We start from the raw sequence: 24,973 nt of genomic DNA, 5'->3' as shown, positions 1-24,973 counted from the left end.
AGTTTGAACAGCTTTCCGTTGCGTCAAAATCCCTGTTTTTTATCTTTGTTGTATATGCCTTATTGGACAAGGGCATAGCATAGCAAAGTCAGAAAATTGTGCTTATAGATAACATTGTGGATAACTAAATAAACCCAGAAAAACTTGTGAATTAACTAGTCAGTTTTTATGCGATCAAAATCTTACTAATTTTTAATTTGTTGATTATGTGAGCAATGCATCAAATAAATGAATAGTGAATCAATTCACATAAATTGGCTGGTTAAAAATTATTACAAAATACGATATTGATGTATCAGTTTCGTGAATGTCATCTTGTTTACAATGTAAACGTGTGTATATTGCAAATTATATTTAAGCGTATCTATCGGATTTCAAATAGGATACGCCCACCAAATAAGGGGCAGTCAATGAGCCAAGAAGAAAAGTTACCTAAAATTTTAATTGTTGAAGATGATGAGCGTCTCGCTCGTTTAACTCAGGAATACTTAATCCGTAATGGACTTGAAGTTGGGGTAGAACCAGACGGTAACCGTGCAATCCGCCGTATTATCGCTGAACAACCAGATATGGTATTGCTTGATGTGATGCTTCCTGGTGCAGATGGTTTAACCATTTGCCGTGAAGTTCGTCCACACTACCATCAACCAATTTTAATGTTGACTGCACGTACTGAAGATATGGACCAAGTATTGGGTCTAGAAATGGGTGCAGATGACTATGTCGCTAAACCTGTTCAACCACGTGTATTGCTTGCGCGTATCCGTGCATTATTACGCCGTACAGACAAAGCACCTGAAGATGAAGTTGCACAGCGTATCGAATTTGATGACCTGGTTATTGATAATGGTGGTCGTTCAGTAACGCTGAATAACGAATTGGTTGATTTCACAAGTGCAGAATACGATTTGTTGTGGTTGTTGGCTTCAAATGCGGGTCGCATTTTATCTCGTGAAGATATTTTTGAGCGTCTACGTGGTATTGAGTACGATGGTCAAGACCGTTCAATCGATGTACGTATTTCACGTATTCGTCCAAAAATTGGTGATGATCCAGAAAACCCGAAACGTATTAAAACCGTACGTAGTAAAGGTTACTTATTTGTGAAAGAAACCAACGGCATTTAATGTAAAATGCCGAACCACACTTTGGCCATGTAGGACACTTCATACGTGTTTAAACACAGCATATTCTTGCGCGTCTATGCAGGACTACTGATATTAGTCTTTCTCGTCGCAACATTCGGCTATTTGCTGGTACAAATTATTAATTACCAGCGCGCGCAAGAGTATCGTGAGTCTCTTACCGATGGGCTTGCCTTTATTATTAGTGAAGGCATAGCGCGTCAGCCAAATGAGCAGCAAAAGTCAGATTGGGTGTCTGATGCATCGGATTTGCTTGAGTTGCCCATCTATTATGTTAAGTCGAATCAAGTCGATTTAACCCGTGCGGAATCCAAACGAATTGAAGAGCGTAAAGCTGTTGTTCGTTGGGATGCACAAACCACGGCTGCATATATTATTTTGGGTTTAAAAGACGACCCTGAGCATTTGCTTTATATCAAGGCTGATAATATTACCGAACGCCAGATGAAGGCATTGCCTGTCTTCATTCTTGATTATTTGGTTTATTACCCTGGTCAAGAAAAGCAGTATTTAGAAAAAATTCAGCATCATTTTTCTTATCCTATTTCCATTCAGAGTGTTCAAAATTTACCACTAGATTCGGAACAAATAGGCCGTCTCAGACTCGATCACAGCATTATTTTATATCGTGATAGTGCAACTGAGCGTGGTACAACGATTTCAATCGTTTCACCTATTCCAAGCTCAACCTCTGAAGTTTTGGTTATGGGGCCTGTGCCGCTATTTAATTGGATGCCATTCCAATTGGCAGCAGGGATCACCTTGCTTAGCTTGTTTGTCTTGAGCTTGGGTGTGTATGGTTTGTTAATTCCAATGCAGCGCAAACTGCGTGCAGTAAATTATGCATTGAATAAAATGAAGGGTGGTGATTTAACTGTACGTCTACCTGTAGATGGTACAGATGAGTTTGGTACTTTGGCGTCGAGCTATAACTCGATGTCTGACCATATTGAGCGTTTAATTGAGGCGCAACGTGAATTAATGCGTGCGGTATCGCATGAGTTGCGGACACCTGTTGCGCGTATTCGCTTTGGCGTAGAAATGATGGCGGATGAAGATGATTATGACTATCGTCAGCAGCAAGTCGAACAGATTGATAAAGATATTGAAGCGCTGAATACTTTAATTGATGAAATCATGACTTATGCCAAACTTGAGCAGGGCATGCCATCTTTAGAATTTGAAGATGTCAGTCTGTTTGAAGTGTTGGATCAAGTATTGATTGAAACTGAGGCACTCAAAACCGGCAAACAGCTTGAGCTGCAAGCTCCACCTATAGGTGTGATTGTTGAAACCGAACGTCGTTATTTGCACCGTGTGATTCAAAACTTGGTCGGTAATGCGGTGCGTTATTGTGATGATCGCGTATTGATGAGTGGTGGTGTTGATGATGATGGAATGGCCTATATCTGTGTAGAGGATGATGGGCCTGGTATTCCAGAAGAAGATCGTCAGCGTATTTTTGATGCTTTTGCGCGTCTAGATGATAGTCGTACTCGTGCATCGGGTGGTTATGGTCTCGGACTTTCCATTGTGAGTCGTATTGCCTATTGGTTTGGTGGTACGGTGGTGATTGATGCAAGCCCTGAGTTGGGTGGGGCACGTTTCACAATGCGTTGGCCTGCTACACGTTTTAAAAAGCAATCCAAGCGTAAAGCAGAGTTGAAGGATTCAAACGAGCCTGATGCAAATTAAAGACGTGATTGCTTATCATTTTATTTAAGACTTTAAAAAAGCCATTCAATTTTGAATGGCTTTTTTATATTGGCTTTATTGAATTAAATAAACTTATTCGGTAATTGTTGCATCTGGCTCAATAATGGGCTTGCCATCTTTTAAAGCCGCGAGAGCATCGGCATTGAAATCAATTAATAGTGAATTATTTTTGGCATCAATTGAATAATTACTAATGAGCTTTTGATCGCCATTTAAAGTTTCGAGCTTATATTCATCTGCAATGTTCATAATACCGTTTAAATTAGTGGTTGCAGAAGCAAAGTCTTGGCGAAGTAATTCATAAACATCGCGTAAATCAAAAATCGCATTCTGAGCATCTGGGTGCTTTTCTAAATAGTTTTTAATATGATGGATCACAAGCTGCGCAGATAGAAAATAATCCGGTTTATGCGTGAATTCTAAAGTCATTATTGTCTCTCCGTTGTGATTGCTTATTGTGTTTTATCTACCAATATCACACTCTTTAAATTGGATGTCAAAGTGTTGCAAAAAATCCACAACAAAGCCCAATTTGAGTAAATAGGAGATTTCCAAGGCTAAACGGGAGGGATGTTTTTTTTGTGCCGATGAACAACTTAATTTGTTCAGTAATTCATCGAAAATAGGTGTAACTTGTATTTAGAAAATAAATAGTCTATTTCATCAATTCTTGCAAAAAGAAGTAATCCTACTTAATTCATGCGCCTTTTTTAATAAAACTAGCCAGTCATAATTTTTGTAAAAAATCCACTAAGTAGAAAAAATAATAAAAAATTTAAATTTAATTCATATAAGCGATCAATCCTAATTTTAAGGGAGTAAAGCTGACTTTAATGCTGAAATGATTAAAAAATCATCCTAAAGACGAATACCGATAAGCTAGCAACAAGCCGTGTCAATCAGGTACAATTGGCGGGATTAATTTTGTGTTTGGTGTATTTGAAGGCCAATACATACATTCTTTGTTAATAAATAGGCCTGCCAGGAGTTATCCCCGCATGAGTGCCATTACTCCATACGATTGGGCAATTATTGCCTTCGTGATCGGCGTTACATTCCTTTGCGTCTTTATGCTGACCGTCCCTTTACTCCTTGGGGGTAAATCATGGGGTCGTGCTAAGCAAGAGCAGTTTGAGTCAGGTGTAGTAGGTGCTGGTGGTGCACGTATTCGCTTGTCTGCGAAATTCTATTTAGTTGCAATTTTCTTCGTCGTGTTTGATATCGAAGCACTTTACCTTTATGCATGGGCATCATCTGTTCGTGAGACAGGTTGGGTTGGTTTTGCAGCTGCAGCAGTCTTTATTTTAGTTTTACTTGCTGGTTTGGTTTATGAGTTGTCTACTGGTGGTTTAAATTGGTCACCTTCTGACAAACGTAAAGCGGCCGGAATTAAACCTAAAGTTGGTTCGCCAAATATGGACATCGCAGAAATCACACGCTTTAACTCTATTGAAGAGTTGGTTATGGACCCTACGGGTCAAATTCCAGCGCAATCATCTGGTCGTGTGAAACCTAAATCACCGACTGCATCATCTGACAAGGAGTAATACGGGATGAAATATACCTTAACCCGTGCGAATCCGGATGCTGACCAATATCCACTTCAAGAGCGTCAAATCGTTACAGATCCGCTTGAAGAAGAAGTGAATAAAAATGTGTTCATGACTCGTTTAGAGGACGTGGCACATACAGCAGTAAACTGGGGTCGTAAGAACTCAGTTTGGCCGTTTAACTTTGGTACATCGTGCTGCTACGTAGAGTATGCAACGACTTTAACAGGCGTGCATGACTTGTCACGTTTTGGTGCCGAGGTTATTCGTGCTTCACCACGTCAGGCTGACTTGATGATTGTTGCAGGTACTTGCTTCATGAAAATGGCGCCTGTAATTCAACGTTTGTACGAGCAAATGCTTGAGCCTAAATGGGTAATCTCAATGGGCGCATGTGCAAACTCTGGTGGTATGTACGACATTTATTCAGTTGTACAAGGTGTGGATAAAATCATCCCTGTCGATGTATATATCCCAGGTTGCCCACCACGTCCTGAAGCTTTAATTCAGGCATTGATGTTATTGCAAGACCAGATTCAACTTGAGCGCCGACCACTTTCTGCGGTTATTGGTGATGATCTTAAGCCAGTGTATAAGCCAAAGATGATGCCAGAACGTGACCGTAAAAATGCAGAGCGTATTGCGGTGAAAAACCTGCGCTCAATGGATGAAATTAAATAATCTTTACGATGAAATATTGATACACCCGGTCTGGGTGTAATTGTCGTTTTGATTGACTGAATTTGTATTAAATAGGAAGCCAAGCTAATGGCTGAAACTGACATTGCTATGCCAGAATCAACGCCTGTTGATTCACGCCCTGCATTTGCAATTGTAGAAGAGCTCAAAACCAAGTTTGGTGAGAACTTCTACGTGCAAACGACTTTTGAAGACTTTCCAACAGTCTGGGTTGAGCGCGCACGTGTACAAGAAGTTTTAATGTTCTTGCGCACAGTGTCACGTCCATACGTGATGCTATTTGACTTGTCTGCGGTAGATGAACGTTTACGTACGCACCGCGATGGTCTACCTGCGTCTGACTTCACTGTGTTCTATCATTTGTTATCGCTTGAACGTAACTCGGATATCCGTATTAAAGTTGCGTTGTCTGAAAATGATGTAAATCTTCCGACTGCGACTAACATTTGGCCGAATGCCAACTGGTATGAACGTGAAGCTTACGACATGTTTGGTATCAATTTCGAAGGGCATCCAATGCTCCGTCGTATCTTGTTGCCAACCTATTGGGAAGGTCATCCACTTCGTAAAGAATATTCTGCGCGTGCGACTGAATACACACCGTATATGCAGAACCAAGCGAAACAGGATTACGAACAAGAACATCTTCGTTTTGTACCTGAAGATTGGGGTATGAAGCGCGGCAATGATGACGAAGACTTCATGTTCCTAAACTTGGGTCCTAACCATCCATCTGCGCACGGTGCATTCCGTGTGATCTTGCAGTTGGACGGTGAAGAAGTGAAAGACTGTGTGCCTGATATCGGCTATCACCACCGTGGCGTGGAAAAAATGGCTGAGCGTCAAACTTGGCATTCATTCATTCCGTATACAGACCGTGTTGACTACTTAGGTGGTTGTGCGCAAAACATGCCTTACGTACTTGGCGTAGAGCAAATGGCAGGCATCACTGTTCCAGACCGCGCGCAATGTATCCGTGTCATGATGTCTGAATTGTTCCGTATCAATAACCACTTATTGTTCATTGGTACAGCAATTCAGGATGCTGGTGGTATGACACCTGTATTCTATATGTTCGCCGATCGTCAAAAAATCTATGACGCAATCGAAGCGATCACAGGCTACCGTATGCACCCAGCATGGTTCCGTATCGGTGGTACTGCTCACGACTTGCCAAACAACTGGCAGCACCTCATTCGCGAAATCCTGGACTGGATGCCGAAGCGTATGAACGAGTACTACACAGCAGCATTGAAAAACTCAGTGTTCATTGGTCGTACCCGTAACGTTGCTCAGTACGATGCAAAATCTGCATTGGCTTGGGGTGTAACAGGTACTGGTCTACGTGCAACAGGTATTGATTTCGACGTACGTAAGTACCGCCCTTATAGTGGTTATGAAAACTACGACTTCGATGTACCACTTGAGTACGAAGGCGATGCTTATGCGCGTGTGATTGTTCACTTCCGTGAAATTGAAGAATCACTAAAAATCATCAAGCAATGTTTAGATAACATGCCTTCTGGTGCACATAAAGCAGACCATCCACTGGCTGTTCCACCACCAAAAGACAAGACTTTACAAGACATCGAAACTTTGATTACGCACTTCTTGAGCGTGTCATGGGGTCCTGTAATGCCAGCAGGCGAAAGCTCTGTAATGGCGGAAGTGGTAAAAGGCGCGTCGAACTACTACTTGACTTCAGACAAGTCAACCATGAGTTACCGTACCCGTATCCGTACACCAACTTTCACGCATTTACAGCAAATGCCTTCTGTGATTAACGGCAGCTTAATGTCTGACTTAATCATTTATTTAGCGACAATTGACGTCGTAATGGCTGACGTGGATCGCTAAGGGGTAATCGCATTATGATGATTTTGACTGACAAAAAACCGCGTGTGAACGTTGAAGGGATTTTAACTGCGGAAGAAATCCACGATATCGAACATCACATCGGTCACTACCCGTACCCTCGTGCAGCATGTCTTGATGCATTGAAATGTGTACAACGCCGTAATGGCTGGGTAGATGATGCTCAGATGAATGCTATTGCACAAATGCTTAGCATGACTCTTGCAGACTTAGAAGGTGTTGCAACGTTCTATAACCGTATTTACCGTCAGCCAGTAGGCCGTCACGTAATTTTATTATGTGATTCGATCGCTTGCTTCTTGATGGGTGCGGAAACGCTTGCTGAAGCATTCCAACGTGAATTGGGTATTTCATTTGGCCAAACGACTGCTGATGGTCGTTTTACGCTACTGCCAATTTGCTGTTTGGGGAACTGTGATAAAGGTCCGACGTTAATGATTGACGAAGACACTCACGGTCTAGTTGAAGTGACTTCAATTAAACAGTTATTGGAGAAGTATGTATGAATACTGAACCAAAACCAATTTATGGCGACGGTAACCCAGAAACTCACCCATTAACTTGGCGTTTGAGTAAACAGGAACACGTACGCAGTGCAGACGATTATGAAGCACTTGAGGGTTATGCTGGCTTTAAAAAAGCAATTGGCATGCAACCAAAAGAAGTGCTTGATGTTATTAAAGCAGCGACTGTAAAAGGTCGTGGTGGTGCTGGTTTCCCTGCAGGGATCAAATGGTCGCTTATGGCACCAAACGATAACTCAGGCCCACGTTACCTGATCTGTAATGCCGATGAAATGGAACCAGGTACGTTCAAAGACCGTTTGTTGATGGAAAAACTTCCTCACCAACTGATTGAAGGTATGTTGATTGCTGCTTATACATTAGAAGCAACACAAGGTTATATCTTCATCCGTGGCGAATACATCGAAGCTGCTGGCTACTTAAATGAAGCGCTTGATCAAATTCGTGCCAAAGGTTACTTGGGTGAAAATATTCAAGGAACAGGTTGGAGCTTTGATTTACACGTACATACCGGTGCGGGTCGTTATATCTGTGGTGAAGAAACTGCATTGATTAACTCGCTTGAAGGTCGTCGTGCAAACCCACGTACTAAACCACCATTCCCGCAAGTTGCAGGTGCTTGGGGTCGTCCTACGATTGTCAATAACGTAGAGACTTACAACAACTTACCAGCAATTATGCTTCGTGGTCCTGAATGGTACATCGGTTTATCTGAAGGTAAGTCGAAAGATCCAGGCACAAAAATTTACGGCGCTTCAGGCAAAGTAAAATTCCCAGGTCTTTGGGAGCTACCATTTGGTACGACTGCGCGTGAAGTGATTGAAGATCATGCTGGTGGTATGCGTGATGGTCTTAAACTAAAAGCTTGGTTGCCAGGTGGTGCGTCTACCGACTTCCTTGCTGCTGAACACATCGATCTTCCTATGGATGCTGAGAGCATCATGAAAGCAGGTTCACGTTTAGGTACGTGTTTGCTGATGGTTGTTGATGAAACTCAGTGTATGGTTTCTGCGACACGTAACTTAGAAGAATTCTTCGCGCGTGAATCATGTGGTTTCTGTACGCCTTGCCGTGATGGTCTACCTTGGGCTGTTAAAGCATTAAAAGCTTTAGAAAATGGCGAAGGTAAGAAAGAAGATATCGATCACTTACAAGAACTTACTCGTAAGCTTTGGATTGGTAAAACTTTCTGTGCCCATGCACCGGGTGCAATGGAACCGCTTATGGGCGCGCTCAAACATTTCCGTGGCGAATTTGAAGCAAAAGTAGTGAATGCTGCTGCTCAAGTTAGCAACGCCGAACAAGTTTAAGGAATTCGACTATGGCTACAATTCATGTCGATGGCAAATCGTACGAAGTCAATGGCTCAGAGAACTTGCTACAAGCATGTTTGTCTTTGGGTATTGATATCCCGTACTTTTGTTGGCATCCATCCTTAGGTTCTGTCGGTTCTTGCCGTCAATGTGCTGTGACTCAATATGCGAATCCGGAAGATACCCGTGGTCGTTTGGTCATGTCATGTATGACACCAGCAGCTGACAATACCTATATCTCTATTGAAGATAACGAAGCGAAAAACTTCCGTGCTTCAATTGTAGAATTCTTAATGACCAACCACCCACACGACTGTCCAGTGTGTGAAGAAGGTGGTCACTGTCATTTACAAGATATGACTGTGATGACACAGCATGATCGTCGTCGCTACCGTTTCACAAAACGTACGCATTACAACCAAGAGTTAGGCTCATTCATTTCTCACGAAATGAACCGTTGTATCGCGTGCTACCGTTGTGTTCGTTACTACAAAGATTATGCTGGTGGTACAGACTTCGGTGTTTATGCAAGTGCATCACGTGTTTACTTTGGCCGCCCAGAATCAGGAACTTTAGAATCTGAATTCTCTGGTAACTTGACTGAAGTATGTCCAACAGGTGTATTCACGGATAAAACTCACTCAGAACGCTATAACCGTAAGTGGGACATGCAGTATGCGCCAAGCGTATGCCAAGGCTGTTCTTCAGGTTGTAACATTTCTCCGGGTGAGCGTTATGGCGAACTACGTCGTGTAGAAAACCGCTTTAACGGTGACGTGAACCAATACTTCCTATGCGATAAAGGTCGTTTCGGTACAGGTTATGTGAACCGTGCAGATCGTCCACGTCAACCGCAGTTCCGTACTGCCGGCAACGTGACTACAGTTTCTGTAGATCAAGCACTTGATACCGTGATTGAAAATATCCAAGCTAAAAAAGTATTGGGTATCGGTTCACCACGTGCATCACTTGAATCTAACTTCGCGCTTCGTGAATTAGTAGGTCAGGAAAACTACTCAACAGGTATGTCTCAAAAAGAGCAAAACTTGGTTGAGTTAGCGGCATCAATCATGCAAACAGAGGGTGTTTACAACCCAACAATGCGTGAAATTGAAAGCTATGATGCAGTGCTAATTTTGGGTGAAGATTTAACCCAAACTGCGCCACGTATGGCATTGTCTGTTCGTCAAGCGGCGAAAAACAAAGCCAAAGAAATGGCAGCAGAGCGCCGTACTCAAGAATGGTTGGCTGAACCTGTACAACGTATTGGTCAAGATGAAAAATCTCCAATCTACATTCTTGCTGCGACTCAAACACGTTTAGCTGACGTTGCAACAGGTGAAGTGGTGGCTTCTCCTAACGACATCGCGCGTTTAGGTTTTGCGGTTGCTGCAGCAGTAGCAGGCGAGAGCATTACTGGTCTTGCTGATGATGCTAAAGCATTTGCACAAACCATTGCTGACACCTTAAAAGCTGCGAAAAAACCATTGATCATCTCTGGTACAAGCTTACAAGACGCATCAATCATGGAAGCAGCAGCGCAAGTTGCACAAAACCTTGGTTCAAATGCAGGTTTGACATTGACTGTTCCTGAAGTGAACTCAATGGGCTTGGCAATCTTGGGTGGTCAAAGCCTTGAGCAAGCATTTGCACAAGATTTTGATGCAGTGATTGTGGTTGAAAACGATCTTTATCGTCGTTTACCAGCAGCGCAAGTGAATGCAGCGCTTTCGGGTAAAGATGTGATTGTATTAGATCACTCTGAAACTGAAACTGTGAAAAAAGCAGATATCGTTCTTTCTGCTGCAAGTTTCGCTGAAGGTGATGGTACTGTGGTATCGCAAGAAGGCCGTGCACAACGTTTCTACCAAGTGTATGACCCAAGCTACTACAAACCAGAACTTGCGATTAAAGAATCTTGGCGTTGGTTACATGCCCTAGAAACAGGTCTTAAAGGTAAGGCAATTTCTTGGACATTACTTGATGACGTCATCGAGTCAGTTGCGAAAAACGTACCTGCACTTGAAGCGATTCAAGATGTAGCACCAAATGCGGGCTTCCGTGTACATGGTCTTAAAGTAGCTCGTGAACCACGTCGTTACTCTGGTCGTACTGCAATGCGTGCACCACTTTCTATTCACGAACCTAAGCAACCAGTCGATAAAGACTCTGCGTTGACGTTCTCAATGGAAGGTTATGTAGGTAACCAAACTCCAGCTGCACTTGTACCATTTGCTTGGTCTGCAGGTTGGAACTCACCACAAGCTTGGAATAAATTCCAAGACAACGTGGGGGGTCACTTAAAAGGTGGTGATGCTGGTATTCGTTTATTCGATCGCCTAGTAAAACGTCCTGCACGTACATTTGTAGCGCCAGCGCCAGTGGTTGCAAACCCTGAAAGCTTCCGTCTTGTACCAATGCACCATATTTTCGCTTCAGGTGAATTTACAGTGAAAACGCCTGCGATGGAATCACGTATTCCAGAAGCAATGTTTGCTGTGGGTGAACAAGATGCTGCTCGTTTGAATGTTCAAGATGGTCAGAAGATCACAGTGAAAACTGGTGAAGCTGAAATCGTTCTTCCAGTTCAAGTGATTGAATACTTACCAACAGGTTATATCGGTTATCCAGTGGGTATTGCACCTACAGTATCGCTTGCAGAACCTGTTTCAGTCGCGGTAGGAGTGTAATTCATGGAACAAGAATTAATCCGTCAAACGCCGCTGTGGGCTGAAAACTGGCCAATCGCCTATTCAGTGCTGCAAGCTATCGTGATCTTACTGGTTGTAGTATTGATCGCTGCGTTGATGTCTTTCATCGAGCGTCGTTTACTCGGCTTGTGGCAAGACCGTTATGGTCCGAACCGCGTAGGTCCGGGTGGTATGTTCCAGATCGTTGCCGACATGTTGAAAATCATGTTCAAGGAAGACTGGACACCAAAATTTGCTGACAAACTCACTTTCCGTATGGCTCCAGCAGTTGCGATGGCAACTGCGGTGCTGTCGTTCATGGTTATTCCTGTTTCACCTTACTTAGGTGTTTCAGACATGAGCATCGGCCTATTGTTCTTTATGGCAATGGCAGGTATTGCGGTATACGCAGTATTGTTCGGTGGTTGGTCATCAAACAACAAATATGCATTATTGGGTGGTCTACGTTCTGCAGCTCAAACCATTTCGTATGAAGTGTTCTTGGGTATTTCATTGATGGGTGTGGTTGCAATTGCTGGCTCATTCAATATGCGTGAAATTGTAGAAGCGCAACGTGATGTTTGGTTTGTTATTCCTCAGTTCTTAGGTTTCTTAATCTTTGTGGTTGCGGGTGTTGCGGTAACGCATCGTCACCCATTTGACCAACCTGAAGCAGAACAAGAATTGGCGGAAGGTTACCATGTCGAATACGGTGGTATGAAATGGGGTATGTTCTTCGTTGCGGAATACGTCAACGTAGTACTGATCTCTGCGCTTATCGTAACCTTATTCTTCGGTGGTTGGTTAGCGCCATTCAACTTAGAAATTCCATTCGTTCCAGCAGCGTTCTGGTTCATTATTAAAACAGCATTCTTTGTAATGATGTTTGTCTTGGCTCGTGGTTCTTTAATGCGTCCACGTTATGACCAAGTGATGAACTTTGGTTGGAAAATTTGCTTGCCATTGGCGTTGGTTAACCTTCTGGTAACTGGTGCTGTGATTCTGATGAATCAGGCCTAAGACAGCAGGGAGAATAAAATGTTTAAATTTCTAGCTGGATTTGGGTCAATTGTACGTTCACTGTGGATGGTTTTCTCACACGTGACGCGTAAACGTGACACCATTTTATATCCAGAGGTTAAAGGCGAAGATATCGTACCACCGCGTTTCCGTGGTCGTATTGTATTAACGCGTGACCCTGATGGCGAAGAACGCTGTGTTGCATGTAACCTTTGTGCGGTTGCATGTCCAGTAGGCTGTATTTCACTACAAAAAGCTGAAAAAGAAGATGGTCGTTGGTATCCGGAGTTTTTCCGTATCAACTTCTCTCGTTGTATTTTCTGCGGTATGTGTGAAGAAGCATGTCCTACAACTGCGATTCAAATGACACCTGACTTTGAGTTAGGTGAATATGTTCGTCAAGACTTGGTATATGAGAAAGAAAACTTACTCATTTCTGGTCCTGGTAAATACCCAGAATACAACTTCTACCGTGTAACAGGTATGGCTGTTGCTGGTAAAGATAAAGGTCAGGCGCAGCGCGAAAGCACGCCAGTTGATGTACGGAGTCTATTACCATGATGTGGCCATTTTATTTGATGGCACTTGTGGCCATCGTCTCTACAGTTCGTGTTGTAACCAACACGAACCCTGTACATGCTTTATTAAGCTTGATCATCTCTTTACTTGCTGTAGCAGGTATCTTCATGATCGTAGGTGCGCCATTCGCTGGTGCACTTGAAATTATTGTTTACGCCGGCGCAATTATGGTGCTGTTCGTATTCGTAGTGATGATGCTAAACCTTGGGCAGGATACTGTTGAACAGGAAAGCAAATGGCTGACTTCATCTGCGTGGGCTTATCCTGCGTTGATGAGCTTCCTTATGGGTTTAATCCTTGTTTGGATGCTGAAGTCAGACTACACAACTGCTGGCGCTCTAATGGGTGCTGAAGTTGTAGGTCCAAAACAAGTTGGTACAACACTCTTTACTCAGTACTTATTACTGGTTGAAGTTGCTGCGATGTTATTGCTTGGCGCGCTTGTCGCTGCATTCCATCTTGGCAAACGTGAGCCAGGTGCAGAAGAGGACAAACAATAATGGGCAACATCCCTTTAGAACATGGTTTGATCGTTGCAACCATCCTTTTCGCACTTGGTTTTTACGGTGTGATGGTTCGACGCAACCTATTATTTATTTTAATGAGCCTCGAGATCATGATGAACGCTGCTGCATTGGCGTTCGTTTTGGCAGGTAGTGCTTGGGCACAGCCAGACGGTCAGGTGATGTTTATCTTGATCTTAACGCTTGCTGCAGCCGAGGCGTGTATTGGTCTTGCGATCGTCCTTCAGTTCTATCATCGCTTCCATCACTTGGATGTGGATGCTGCTAGTGAGATGCGCGGATGAGCTATTTATATTTAACAGTATTATTTCCGCTAATCGGTTTCATCCTTTTAGCGGCAGGGCGTAAAAACCTTCCTGAATCTGTTGCAGCGATTATTGGTGCAGGTTCGGTTGGTCTTTCAGCTTTATTTGCATTGATTGCAGGTATCGACTTTGTCAACAATGGTTCAGTTGCGACAACTCAACACCTTTGGACATGGTTCAGTGCAGGTGATTTAGCACCAGGCTTTACGCTTCACCTTGATGGCTTATCATTGTTAATGATGGGTATGATCACTGGTGTTGGTTTCCTAATTCACATCTTTGCAACGTGGTATATGCGTGGTGAAGAGGACTTTGCACGTTTCTTCTCTTACTTCAACCTATTCGTTGCAAGCATGTTATTGCTTGTATTGGGTGACAACTTAGCGTTGTTATTCTTGGGTTGGGAAGGCGTAGGTCTATGTTCTTACCTATTGATTGGTTACTACTACCAAACACCTGCGAACGGTTTTGCTGCAATTAAGGCATTCACTGTTACACGTGTGGGTGACGTATTCTTACTGATCGCTTTGTTCTTAATCTACCAACAGTTCGGTACTTTAAACATTGCTGAAGTGGTTGCTGCTGCACCAACAGTGATGGTTGAAAGTTCATCGTTAACGATTTGGACTGCTTTAATGTTGTTCTTGGGCGCTGCAGGTAAATCTGCACAAATCCCATTACAAACATGGTTGGCAGATGCGATGGCTGGTCCTACACCAGTATCTGCATTGATCCACGCAGCGACAATGGTAACAGCTGGTGTTTATCTATGCTGCCGTATGTTCTCTGTGTTTGAACAAGCACCTGAAGTAATGATGTTCATCTCGATTACTGGTGCGGTGACATTATTGGTTGCTGGTTTTGCAGCATTGGTTCAAACAGACATCAAACGTATTCTTGCTTACTCTACAATGAGTCAGTTGGGTTATATGTTCATGGCTGTAGGTGCTGAAGCTTACCAAGCTGGTTTATTCCACATGCTCACTCACGCATTCTTCAAGGCATTATTATTCTTGTCTTCTGGTGCGGTGATTCTTGCATTCCATCACGAACAAAACATCTTCAAGATGGGTGGTCTTTTCCACAAAAACAAATTCTTGTTTGCTTGTTTCGCAATTGGTGGCGGTGCATTGGCAGCGATCCCATTCATCACAATCGGCTTCTTCTCAAAAGATGCGATTCTTGGTGCAGTATGGGTGAAAGGTCAAGCTGTTGCAGTTTATGATTGCTTGTACTGGACTGGTGTAGCTGGTGCATTCTTAACTTCAATCTATACATTCCGTTTAATCTGGGTTGTATTCTTTGGTAAAGAAAACACGCCTTACCATGAAATTAAAGGCATCACGTACTGGGGCCCATTGGCAATTCTTGCAGTGCTTTCAACTGGTTTAGCTTATGTATTAAAAGCACCAGTAACAAACATTCTAAATGCTGCGCAAATTCCAGCGTTTAATGTTCCAGAAGCACTTGAGCATGGTATGCACAGCGCTGAATATACAGCTGTAGGTATTGCACTTGCAGGCTTGGTTGTTGGTGTGGTGTTGTTTGCCTTTGCTTATAGCGCAGTGAAAGCATTTGCTAAAACTTCACTGGGTGCAGGGCTTGCAAATATCTGCCGTAATGCACTTGGTTTCGATGCTTTGTACAACATTGTTTTCGTTAAGCCTTATTTGCTACTGGCTAAAATCTTTGGTCGTGATCCAATTGACGGCTTATGGCTTGTATTGCCTGCACTTGTTAAAGGCGGTAATAGCTTTACAAGTTCACGTCAAACAGGTTCATTGCGTGAATACGCATCTAGTATGGCATTCGGTACGTTTGCATTACTATTGATCCTGGTCGTGATTCAGGTCGTGGGGAAATAAAATGGAAACTCCAAACAATTTAATTCTACCCGCTCTGATCCTTATTCCGTTCATTGCAGGTTTTGTATGCTGGCTTGTCGATAAACTCGACAAGCACTTGCCACGTTATATCGCGTTAATCGGTATGCTTTTAACTTTGGTGTTAACCATTGTTTTATGGCAAAACGGTACTTATAACTACGAGTTGGGTACACAAGCTCCACAGTGGGCTGCTCAATTTAACCTACCGTGGATTACCACTTTAGGTATTAACATTCACTTAGCTGTGGATGGTCTTTCACTGCTTATGGTTGGCTTAACTGCATTACTAGGTGTACTTGCAGTAGGTTGTTCATGGGGTGAGATTCAAAAGAACGTTGGTTTCTTCCACTTAAACCTTTTATGGTCTTTGGGTGGTGTAATCGGTGTATTCCTTGCGATTGACATGTTCCTGTTCTTCTTCTTCTGGGAGATGATGCTTGTACCAATCTACTTCTTGATTGCGTTATGGGGTCATAAAGGGGCAGACGGTAAATCACGTGTTTACGCTGCGACTAAATTCTTCATCTATACACAAGTTGCTGGTCTCATCATGTTGATCGGTATCTTGGGTCTAGTTGTAGTCGGCTACCAAATTCATGGTCAAATCAGCTTTAACTATGACTTCTTAATGAGTGTTGCGCATACGATTGAAGCTCAAGCTCCAGCAATTGCTTATGCATTCATGATCTGTATGTTCATTGGTTTTGCGGTAAAACTTCCAGTTTTCCCATTACACGGCTGGTTACCAGATGCGCATGCGCAAGCACCTACAGCGGGTTCTGTCGACCTTGCAGGTATCTTGATTAAAACTGCGGCTTATGGTCTTTTACGTTTCGTTATTCCATTCTTCCCAGTAGCATCTGCTCAGTTTGCTGACATCGCGATCATTCTTGGTCTAATCGGTATTTTCTACGGTGCATGGTGTGCATTCCAACAAACAGACATGAAACGTCTGCTTGCGTACACATCTATTTCGCACATGGGCTTCGTACTTCTCGCTTTGTATGCAGGTAACATCCTGACATTCCAAGGCTTGATGATTATGATGCTGGCTCACGGTCTATCTTCTGCTGCATTGTTCATTATGTGTGGTCAGGTTTACGAACGTCTGCATACACGTGACATGCGTTTGATGGGTGGTATCCGTGGTCAGTTCCAATACCTTTCATTCTTCTTAATGTTCTTTGTTGCGGCACTTGTAGGTATTCCAGGTCTTGGTAACTTTATCGGTGAATTCCTAATCTTGATGGGTTCATACGCGAAGTTCCCTGTGTACACAATTCTTGCTGCGGTAAGCTTAGTATTTGCTGGTCTTTACGGTTTAATCCTGATTCACAAAGCATTGTTTGGTACGCCAAATGAAGAACAAAAACAGCATTACGCAAATCCGTTGAAAGACTTAAATGCGCGTGAAGTTGTGATTCTTTTAATCTGTGCTCTTGGTCTTGTATGGCTTGGTCTATTCCCACAAAGCTTCCTTGATATTTCAAATTCAAGTATGGCGTGGATTGCGAACAGCTATATTCCAGTTCAAGAAGTCGTTGATGTTGTGCAGCAAATTGCTGTACAACCTGAAAATGTGGAGATGCAATAAGCCATGGACTTCACAATGTCATTTTCTGAGCTTATGCCATTAGCTCCTGTGATGATCGTGGCTTTAACTGCGATCGTCGTGATGTTGCTAATTGCAATCAAGCGTAACCACAATTTAGTTGCAACGACTTCCGTTATCGGTCTGAACCTTGCAGCCTTTTACATTATTTTTGTTCTGGTTGCAGGGCAGTATGTACCTGCAAACGTAATGAACTTATTCATCGTAGATCCGTTTACGATGTTGTATCAGTTTGTGATTTTAGTTGCAGCACTTGCTTGTTGTACTTTGTCACATGCTTATATTGAAAAGTATGAAGACAACCGTGAAGAACTATACATCTTGATGTTGTGTTCGGTGACTGGTGCGATGTTGATGGTGGCAAGTTCACACTATGCATCATTCTTCATCAGCCTTGAGTTAATGTCGATTCCTGTATACGGCCTATTGGCATATACACATCAACGTTCTCAATCACTTGAAGCGGGCGTTAAATACCTTGTACTTTCAGCAACTGCATCTGCAATGCTGTTAATGGGTATGGCATATGTATATGCCTACACAGGTACAATGTCATTCGTTGCTGAACCAGGTAAAATGTTTACCAACTTCAGCCAACCTGGCGTGGTATTAGGTCTTGCATTAATCGTATTTGCTGTTGCATTCAAATTGTCTCTTGCGCCATTCCATAAATGGACACCAGACGTATATGCAGGTGCGCCAGCGCCAGTTGCGACTTTCCTTGCAACTGTTGCTAAAGTGGCAATGATCGGCCTATTCGTTCGTTACTTCTTGGCTTCTGGCTTAATCCTTTCCGACAGCTTCATCACAATCGTAACGATCATTGCAGTCTTGTCTATCCTTGCGGGTAACTTGCTTGCAGTACGTCAAGTGAACTTGAAACGTATCCTTGCATACTCTTCAATTGCTCACTTCGGTTACTTACTTGTGGCGATTATCAGTGCTCGTAATACTGACTTTGTTCAAGTACAAGGCTTTGCGACATTCAGCAGCGTAAACGTATATGTTATTACTTATGTATTAACCACAATCGGTGCGTTCGGTGTCGTGACATTAATGTCTAGCCCTTACAACAACAAAGATGAAGCAGGTAGCCTTGCTGAGTATCGTGGTTTGTTCTGGCGTCGTCCAGTATTGACTGCAACACTGACTGTAATGATGTTGTCTCTTGCAGGTATTCCTTTAACTGCTGGCTTCATTGGTAAGTTCCTTGTCATCAAAACAGCGGTAGCTGGTGGTTCATGGTTCTTAGCGGCAATGGTAATCCTTGGTTCTGGTATTGGTTTGTACTACTACCTACGTGTAATGGTTGTAATGTACATGACACCACCAGAAAACCCACGTATCGATGCTGTCGATCATTGGGGCCAAAAAGTGGGTGGTATCATGGTGCTTGGTGCAGCTGCATTAGTATTGTTGATCGGTGTATACCCAGATCCAATTATTGCAGTATCTCAAGTGGCATATTTTGCAATCTCACCTGAGCTTCAACAGTTCATCATGAGCTTGATTCAAAGCGGTTTTAACTAATGAATTAAGCAATTAATTCAGTTATTACAAAAAAGCCTCCAGCAATGGGGGCTTTTTTATTTTTAACATTTGTTAAATAGCTTTATAATAGATGAAATTTTATCTTAACCTTTTAGGTGTTCTCCCGTGGCTATCCATGAAATCCGTCATCCGTTAATCCGACATAAACTCGGCTTACTTCGTCGTGCAGACATTAGTACTAAAAACTTCCGTGAGCTTGCTCAAGAAGTCACCATGCTTTTGACTTACGAAGCAACTAAAGATTTACCTATGGTTGATCATGAAATTGATGGCTGGAATGGTAAAGTAACTGTAGACCGTATTGCGGGCAAAAAAATAACAGTTGTGCCAATTCTACGTGCTGGTATTGGTATGTTGGATGGTTTTCTTAACCTTATTCCTAGTGCAAAAGTATCAGTATTAGGTTTAGAGCGTGATGAAGAAACTTTGGAAGCACGTACCTACTATAAAAAATTAGTACCAGACGTTCAAAACCGTTTAGCCATGATTATCGATCCAATGCTAGCAACGGGTTCTTCTTTAGTTGCTGCAATTGATGTTCTAAAAGCAAGTGGTTGTAAAGATATCCGTGTGATGGTTCTTGTTGCTGCACCAGAAGGTATTAAACGTGTAGAAGAGGCGCATCCAGACGTTACCATCTTTACTGCATCCGTTGACCACGGCTTAAATGAAAATGGTTACATCGTTCCTGGTTTAGGCGATGCTGGTGATAAAATTTTCGGTTCAGTTCAGAAAGATTAATTTTAAACTGAAATCAAAAAGAGGCTTTAATAGCCTCTTTTTTATATAATGTAGCAATCATATTTAGATATTAGGCTAAGCGCATGAAGTTAGAGTTATATCAAGGAAAAATCAAACAGTACAATTCTGAAAAAGGGTACGGTTTTATTGCTTCAGCAGAAGGGGAAGTGTTCTTTCATATTTCCGATTTTCCTGGGGCGGAAGGTGAACCAAAGCGTAACGAACGTGTTCAATTTAATGTCATTGAAAATGGTGACCGTTACAAAGCGATTAATATTGAACGTGCTGAAGATAAATCTACACGTGCTAAAAAATCAAAAATTGTAGCGAACAACACATCTATTACTTCTGCTTTACTGAGTAATCTCCGCAAGTAAGCTTTTGTGAACTTTGCGTTCAGCTTAAATAGATAAAAAAGAGGCGGCTTCGCCTCTTTTTTATTAATATATAATCATTATAAAAATTGGATAGCCATATGTTTTTAGAGGGGAAAATCAAAAGCTATAATGCTGATCGTGGCTTTGGCTTTATTCAACAAAACGAACAAGTGAAAGATTTGTTTTTCCACGTAACGGACATACCAAGCCGCCATATTGAATTAAAGCTTGGTGAAAAAGTGAAATACCTTATTTCTGAAGATCAAGGCAATTTTAAAGCGGTCAATATTGTTCGTTTGGATTTAAAGCAACAACAAGCTACAGAACAAGCATTACAATCAACAATTGTAGAAGATCATTCACGTGAGCCTATTTCAGCCTCACCGCGTTATGAAGTTGCTTCAGTTAGTCCATTGAGTAAAATCATCAGTTTTGTGGGTGTGGTCATTATTGTTGTACTTGCTGTAATGGTTTATGGCAAATATCAAGGCTATAGAGAACAAAAGCAATTACACGCACAGCAATTGATGCAGCAACAACAGCAGATTGTAGAAGAACAGCGTAAAGCGCAGGGCGATTTACCCGACCAAGTACTGAGTGAGCAAGGTCTGCATAATTTGCATGGAACAGGCACGAGTGAATTACGTCGTGATGTGGTGGATGTCACACCTAAACCTACTCAAGCAGTACAACAAGCAGCGCCAGCCAAGTTCAGTTGTGACGGACGTACACATTGCAGTCAGATGCGTTCATACGAAGAAGCAGTGTTCTTTAATAATAATTGTCCAAATACGAAAATGGACGGCAATAATGATGGCGAACCATGTGAACGCCAATTTAAAAATAGATAAAAAAAGCGCCTTAAGGCGCTTTTTTTATTTTTCACAGAATTGCATAAAGGCTTTTAGTCCAGGCCCTTGATACTTTTGACGATGCACAAGCATAAACAGGGGACGTGCCAGCTGCCAGAATGGCGTGTCTAGCACAACCAATTGACCTTTTTCGCGTAAAGGTTCAATTGCAAGTTTAGAAATGCACGACATACCAAGACCGCCTGCGACAATTTTTAAAATCGCCTCGTTATGACCTAGGGTCAGACGAATATTGGCATCTGGTAAATCTTTTAAGATTGCATTGTCAAAGACTTCACGAGTACCTGAACCTTCTTCACGTAAGATCCATTCAACATGATTAAAGTCATCTGAGGTTAAAGCACGATCCAGTTTTGCTAATGGATGTTCAGGTGAACAACAGACAGCAAGCTCATCATCACGCCAGTGAATGCATTGAAGCTGTGGCAGATGGCATGAACCTTCAATTAATGCCAAATCCAATTGAAATTGATTCACCGCTTCAATCATTTGGCGTGTATTACCCACTTGGAGCTGTAAATGTGCTTGCGGCTGAATTTGTAAGAAATCCGCCATCAAGTCTGGCATTAGGTAGTCACTAATGGTTAAGGTCGCACCTAGACGTAAATCAATACTTTGCAATTCACCTTTGGCTGCTTGTTCGAATGCTTCACAGCGTCCGAGAATTTCTAAAGCTTGAGGGAGCAAGAATCGACCCAAGTCATTCAATTGTAGGCGTTTACCCAGACGGTCAAACAGCGGAGCACCTAGACCATCTTCGAGGTCGGCCAAAGCCATACTTGCTGCACTTTGAGTAAGTTTGACAGCATCACTAGCTTTAGTAACGGTACCTTCTTGAGCGACTGCTACAAAAACAGCCAACTGGCGTAAAGTCATGCGCATGAATTGGACCTTAACATTTAAAAAATATTAATAAATTATACTGTCATGCTAACATGAGCATAGTCTGTCACGCCACGTTCAAATCATGTCAATTGAAAAATTTAGCTTAGAAAAGGTTTTATCTGTACACCGTTGGACCAATACTTTGTTCAGTTTTACCATGACGCGTCCCGCACATTTTAAATTTACTGCTGGGCAGTTTGCACGAATTGGGTTAAAAGTGGGCGATGAATTGGTGGTTCGTGCTTATTCGGTGGTGTCATCTCCTTTTGATGAGACTTTAGAATTCTTTTCGATTGTAGTGCCTGATGGTGCATTTACCTCGAACTTACAGCATCTACAAGTCGGCGATGAATTGTATCTGGAAAAGATTCCTTATGGTTTCTTAACATTGGCACGTTATCAGTTGCCATTACCGAAAGACCTATGGTTATTGGGAACAGGAACAGGGCTTGCTCCATTTTTATCGATGTTGCAGGACTTTGAAACGTGGTCAAAATACGAAAAGATCAATTTGGTTTACAGTGTACGTACTGCATCAGAGTTGGCTTATGTAGAAAGGATTCAAGAAATTGCCAAAACTTTTGGTGAAGGGCATAAGGGATTTAAATTTATTCCAATTATTACACGTGATCCAAATGCCGTTTTGCATGACCGTTTGCCAGTGCTCATTGAAAATGGCGAATTAGAAAAAGCTGCGGGGCTAGAATTTAATATTGATACGACTCATGTCATGCTCTGTGGTAATCCACAAATGGTTGATGACACTAAAGCAGCACTTAAAGCACGTGGGCTAACCATGAACCGCCGCGGTGAGGGGAATATTGCAGTAGAAAACTACTGGTAAATTCGCTGCATTTTTTATCACTGTTTATATAAAAAAGCTCATCCTGAGATGAGCTTTTTTTGTTACGTAGTATGACGCGAACATCGCTGTAACTTAATGCAAAATTTTATTCAGGAATTGCTGTGCACGTTCACCACGAGGTGTATTAAAGAACTCGTCTTTGGTACAGTCTTCTACAATTTTTCCTTGATCCATAAAGATCACACGATCCGCTACCTGACGGGCAAAACCCATTTCATGCGTCACACACATCATGGTCATGCCTTCTTTGGCTAAACCAACCATTACATCCAATACCTCATTAATCATCTCAGGATCGAGCGCAGAGGTTGGTTCATCAAAGAGCATGGCAATCGGGTCCATACTTAGTGCGCGAGCGATGGCGACACGTTGTTGCTGACCACCTGAAAGCTGAGCAGGGTATTTGTTGGCGTGTGCACTGAGTCCAACACGTTCCAAATACGCTAAACCTTTTTGTTTGGCTTCTGCTTCTGAGCGTCCTAATACTTTGACTTGGGCAATGGTTAAGTTTTCAGTAATACTCAAATGGGGGAATAATTCAAAGTGCTGAAACACCATGCCGACGCGGCTACGTAATTTATTTAAATCGGTCTTTGCATCATTTATGGAAATGCCATCCACTAGTATTTGACCGGATTGGAAGGGTTCCAGTCCATTCACGGTTTTAATTAACGTTGATTTACCTGAGCCGGAAGGTCCACAAACCACAACCACTTCGCCTTGTTTAATTTGCGTGGTGCAATCGGTCAATACTTGAAAATCTTTATACCATTTACTGACATTTTGGAGGTCGATCATTGTTTTTGCATCGGTCATACACTTAACCTCCGTTGTAATTTTTTAACTGCATAAGTCGCAATCATACTGATGGTGAAATACACCAGTCCTGCAAAAATAATATATTGCGTGAGTAATGACATTAAGTCACCGCGGACATAGTTGGTGCGGAAAAAGTCGAGTAATCCAATGGCATACACCATGGTTGAATCTTGAAAGAGGATGATGGTTTGCTGTAACAGCAATGGAGTCATTTTGCGAAAGGCTTGCGGCAAAATAATCAGGCGCATGGACTGGCTATAGCTCATGCCAAGGGCATAGGCCGCAGAGGTTTGACCTTTTGGAATTGATTGAATCCCAGCACGGACAATTTCAGAGAAATATGCGGCCTCAAATAGCATAAATGCCACAATACTGGAAACCAATGCGGTATCAATCGTTAGGTAATTGCCGGTAATCCCTGTATAGATAAATGGTACGGCAAAATAGAACCACATCAATACCAACAGTAAAGGGATTGAGCGAAATAAGTTAACGTAGCCTTTGGCAAAGATGTTGAACACTTTAATTGATGATAAGCGCATTAAAGCTAACAGTGTGCCAATCAAAACTCCACCAATTGTGGCAGAAATAACCACTTTCAGAGTAATACTTAAACCATGCCAAAGTGCAGGGCCAGACAATTGCAAGTCTTGTATAAAAGAAGTAAGCCAATCCATTATTTATCTCCTGCAATTAGGCCAGGAACACGTAAGCGTTTTTCCAGCAAGTTCATGAAACCAATCAAACAGATATTGATTACGATGAAAATAATGGTGACATAGGTATAAATTTCGATGGTGTTTTGCGTGTATTCACTAATTGTTTTCATCTGCGAAATAATTTCTGCAACACCCACTAAAGATGCAACAGAGGTATTTTTAACGCAGTTGGTTAACTCAGAGCTGAGCGGTGGCAAAATCGTGCGAAAAGATTGCGGTAAAATAACGTAGCGGTAAAGCTGTGTCGTACTAAAACCCATGGCATAACCCGCATTGGTTTGACCGCGTGGAATTGCTTCAATCCCTGTACGCACCTGTTCACAGACTCGTGCTGCAGTAAATAAACCTAAGCCGACACTGGCTGAGATTAGTGCGGTAGTATTTGCACCAAGATCATTCATCCACCAGTTTTTGATGGGTGTCGGTAGAAAATTTGGAACCACGTAGAACCAAATAAATAACTGAATTAATAATGGTACATTACGGAAAATAGTCACATAAGCAGTACCAATGCCTCGCGCCACAGGGCTAGGTAAGGTACGCATAATGCCGAGGATACTGCCGAGTATCATTGCGATTGTCCATGCCACTAAGGCAATGACAAACAACCATCCCAAACCAATTAAAATCCAGCCAATGTAGGTGGAATCACCGACGCCAGTTGACTGGAAAAGCACACCCCAATTCCAACTATAATTCATAGACC

General features: G+C 42.4%; 24 protein-coding genes. 19 read left to right on the top strand and 5 right to left on the bottom strand.

Annotated features, from left to right (window positions below):
- The first annotated feature begins 410 nt into the window (after positions 1-410).
- Complete coding sequence (gene bfmR, locus FTV09_RS03015) at positions 411-1,127, top strand: response regulator transcription factor BfmR (RefSeq protein ID WP_067764711.1); 717 nt, start codon at positions 411-413, stop codon at positions 1,125-1,127.
- A gap of 45 nt (positions 1,128-1,172) precedes the next feature.
- On the top strand, positions 1,173-2,840 hold the full coding sequence (bfmS, locus tag FTV09_RS03010; RefSeq protein ID WP_067764708.1) for a sensor histidine kinase BfmS: 1,668 nt from the start codon (positions 1,173-1,175) through the stop codon (positions 2,838-2,840).
- 93 nt (positions 2,841-2,933) lie between these two features.
- Here the strand turns inward: bfmS and FTV09_RS03005 are convergent, their stop codons facing one another.
- Positions 2,934-3,290 (bottom strand): hypothetical protein, encoded by a 357-nt coding sequence (locus FTV09_RS03005; protein ID WP_067764706.1) that lies wholly within the window; start codon positions 3,288-3,290, stop codon positions 2,934-2,936.
- 569 nt (positions 3,291-3,859) lie between these two features.
- Here FTV09_RS03005 and ndhC point away from each other — a divergent pair.
- The 16 genes from ndhC (at position 3,860) to FTV09_RS02925 (ending at position 20,958) form a co-directional block, all read left to right on the top strand.
- On the top strand, positions 3,860-4,408 hold the full coding sequence (gene ndhC / locus FTV09_RS03000; protein WP_067764703.1) for an NADH-quinone oxidoreductase subunit A: 549 nt from the start codon (positions 3,860-3,862) through the stop codon (positions 4,406-4,408).
- A 6-nt stretch (positions 4,409-4,414) separates the two neighbouring features.
- Positions 4,415-5,092: an NADH-quinone oxidoreductase subunit B family protein gene (locus FTV09_RS02995; protein ID WP_067764700.1), complete on the top strand. Its 678-nt coding sequence runs from the start codon at positions 4,415-4,417 to the stop codon at positions 5,090-5,092.
- Positions 5,093-5,179: 87 nt separating this feature from the next.
- Positions 5,180-6,967 (top strand): NADH-quinone oxidoreductase subunit C/D, encoded by a 1,788-nt coding sequence (gene nuoC, locus FTV09_RS02990; protein ID WP_067764696.1) that lies wholly within the window; start codon positions 5,180-5,182, stop codon positions 6,965-6,967.
- 14 nt (positions 6,968-6,981) lie between these two features.
- On the top strand, positions 6,982-7,491 hold the full coding sequence (gene nuoE / locus FTV09_RS02985) for an NADH-quinone oxidoreductase subunit NuoE (RefSeq protein WP_067764692.1): 510 nt from the start codon (positions 6,982-6,984) through the stop codon (positions 7,489-7,491).
- Positions 7,488-8,819 (top strand): NADH-quinone oxidoreductase subunit NuoF, encoded by a 1,332-nt coding sequence (nuoF, locus tag FTV09_RS02980; RefSeq protein WP_067764689.1) that lies wholly within the window; start codon positions 7,488-7,490, stop codon positions 8,817-8,819. Before nuoE ends, nuoF begins: the two co-directional genes overlap by 4 nt.
- A gap of 11 nt (positions 8,820-8,830) precedes the next feature.
- Entirely contained in the window at positions 8,831-11,512 is a 2,682-nt protein-coding gene (gene nuoG / locus FTV09_RS02975; RefSeq protein ID WP_067764686.1) for an NADH-quinone oxidoreductase subunit NuoG, read from the top strand.
- Between the two features lie 3 nt (positions 11,513-11,515).
- Positions 11,516-12,532 (top strand): NADH-quinone oxidoreductase subunit NuoH, encoded by a 1,017-nt coding sequence (gene nuoH, locus FTV09_RS02970; RefSeq protein WP_067764683.1) that lies wholly within the window; start codon positions 11,516-11,518, stop codon positions 12,530-12,532.
- A gap of 18 nt (positions 12,533-12,550) precedes the next feature.
- Complete coding sequence (gene nuoI, locus FTV09_RS02965) at positions 12,551-13,093, top strand: NADH-quinone oxidoreductase subunit NuoI (RefSeq protein ID WP_067764680.1); 543 nt, start codon at positions 12,551-12,553, stop codon at positions 13,091-13,093.
- Complete coding sequence (gene nuoJ / locus FTV09_RS02960) at positions 13,093-13,611, top strand: NADH-quinone oxidoreductase subunit J (protein WP_171256690.1); 519 nt, start codon at positions 13,093-13,095, stop codon at positions 13,609-13,611. The genes nuoI and nuoJ overlap by 1 nt, the downstream gene beginning before the upstream one ends.
- Positions 13,611-13,919: an NADH-quinone oxidoreductase subunit NuoK gene (gene nuoK / locus FTV09_RS02955; protein ID WP_067665227.1), complete on the top strand. Its 309-nt coding sequence runs from the start codon at positions 13,611-13,613 to the stop codon at positions 13,917-13,919. Before nuoJ ends, nuoK begins: the two co-directional genes overlap by 1 nt.
- Positions 13,916-15,805: an NADH-quinone oxidoreductase subunit L gene (gene nuoL, locus FTV09_RS02950; RefSeq protein WP_067764674.1), complete on the top strand. Its 1,890-nt coding sequence runs from the start codon at positions 13,916-13,918 to the stop codon at positions 15,803-15,805. The genes nuoK and nuoL overlap by 4 nt, the downstream gene beginning before the upstream one ends.
- Position 15,806: 1 nt before the next feature.
- Positions 15,807-17,420 carry an NADH-quinone oxidoreductase subunit M gene (gene nuoM, locus FTV09_RS02945; RefSeq protein ID WP_067764671.1) on the top strand — a complete coding sequence of 538 codons (1,614 nt, stop codon included), beginning with the start codon at positions 15,807-15,809 and terminating at the stop codon, positions 17,418-17,420.
- Between the two features lie 3 nt (positions 17,421-17,423).
- Entirely contained in the window at positions 17,424-18,968 is a 1,545-nt protein-coding gene (gene nuoN, locus FTV09_RS02940) for an NADH-quinone oxidoreductase subunit NuoN (RefSeq protein ID WP_180056669.1), read from the top strand.
- A 126-nt stretch (positions 18,969-19,094) separates the two neighbouring features.
- Complete coding sequence (gene upp, locus FTV09_RS02935) at positions 19,095-19,730, top strand: uracil phosphoribosyltransferase (protein WP_067764665.1); 636 nt, start codon at positions 19,095-19,097, stop codon at positions 19,728-19,730.
- An 83-nt stretch (positions 19,731-19,813) separates the two neighbouring features.
- Complete coding sequence (locus tag FTV09_RS02930) at positions 19,814-20,107, top strand: cold-shock protein (protein ID WP_180056666.1); 294 nt, start codon at positions 19,814-19,816, stop codon at positions 20,105-20,107.
- A 98-nt stretch (positions 20,108-20,205) separates the two neighbouring features.
- Entirely contained in the window at positions 20,206-20,958 is a 753-nt protein-coding gene (locus FTV09_RS02925; protein ID WP_180056664.1) for a cold shock domain-containing protein, read from the top strand.
- Between the two features lie 24 nt (positions 20,959-20,982).
- Here the strand turns inward: FTV09_RS02925 and gigC are convergent, their stop codons facing one another.
- Positions 20,983-21,861 carry a LysR family transcriptional regulator GigC gene (gigC, locus tag FTV09_RS02920; RefSeq protein ID WP_180056662.1) on the bottom strand — a complete coding sequence of 293 codons (879 nt, stop codon included), beginning with the start codon at positions 21,859-21,861 and terminating at the stop codon, positions 20,983-20,985.
- A gap of 85 nt (positions 21,862-21,946) precedes the next feature.
- Here gigC and FTV09_RS02915 point away from each other — a divergent pair, with 85 nt between their 5' ends.
- Positions 21,947-22,708 (top strand): ferredoxin--NADP reductase, encoded by a 762-nt coding sequence (locus FTV09_RS02915; protein ID WP_067764653.1) that lies wholly within the window; start codon positions 21,947-21,949, stop codon positions 22,706-22,708.
- Between the two features lie 93 nt (positions 22,709-22,801).
- On the opposite strand, the gene FTV09_RS02910 is transcribed toward FTV09_RS02915, so the two are convergent.
- Genes FTV09_RS02910 through FTV09_RS02900 form a run of 3 tightly spaced genes read right to left on the bottom strand, consistent with a single transcriptional unit; the run spans position 22,802 to position 24,968 of the window.
- On the bottom strand, positions 22,802-23,527 hold the full coding sequence (locus tag FTV09_RS02910; RefSeq protein WP_171256689.1) for an amino acid ABC transporter ATP-binding protein: 726 nt from the start codon (positions 23,525-23,527) through the stop codon (positions 22,802-22,804).
- A gap of 14 nt (positions 23,528-23,541) precedes the next feature.
- Entirely contained in the window at positions 23,542-24,225 is a 684-nt protein-coding gene (locus tag FTV09_RS02905) for an ABC transporter permease subunit (RefSeq protein ID WP_067764640.1), read from the bottom strand.
- Entirely contained in the window at positions 24,225-24,968 is a 744-nt protein-coding gene (locus tag FTV09_RS02900) for an amino acid ABC transporter permease (protein WP_067764637.1), read from the bottom strand. The genes FTV09_RS02905 and FTV09_RS02900 overlap by 1 nt, the downstream gene beginning before the upstream one ends.
- Positions 24,969-24,973 lie beyond the last annotated feature (5 nt).

It is taken from the genome of Acinetobacter sp. YH12227 (assembly GCF_013417785.1).
Lineage (GTDB): Bacteria > Pseudomonadota > Gammaproteobacteria > Pseudomonadales > Moraxellaceae > Acinetobacter > Acinetobacter gandensis.
Note: the sequence above shows the minus strand (reverse complement) of the source record. Positions and strands in the feature narration are given on the sequence as shown.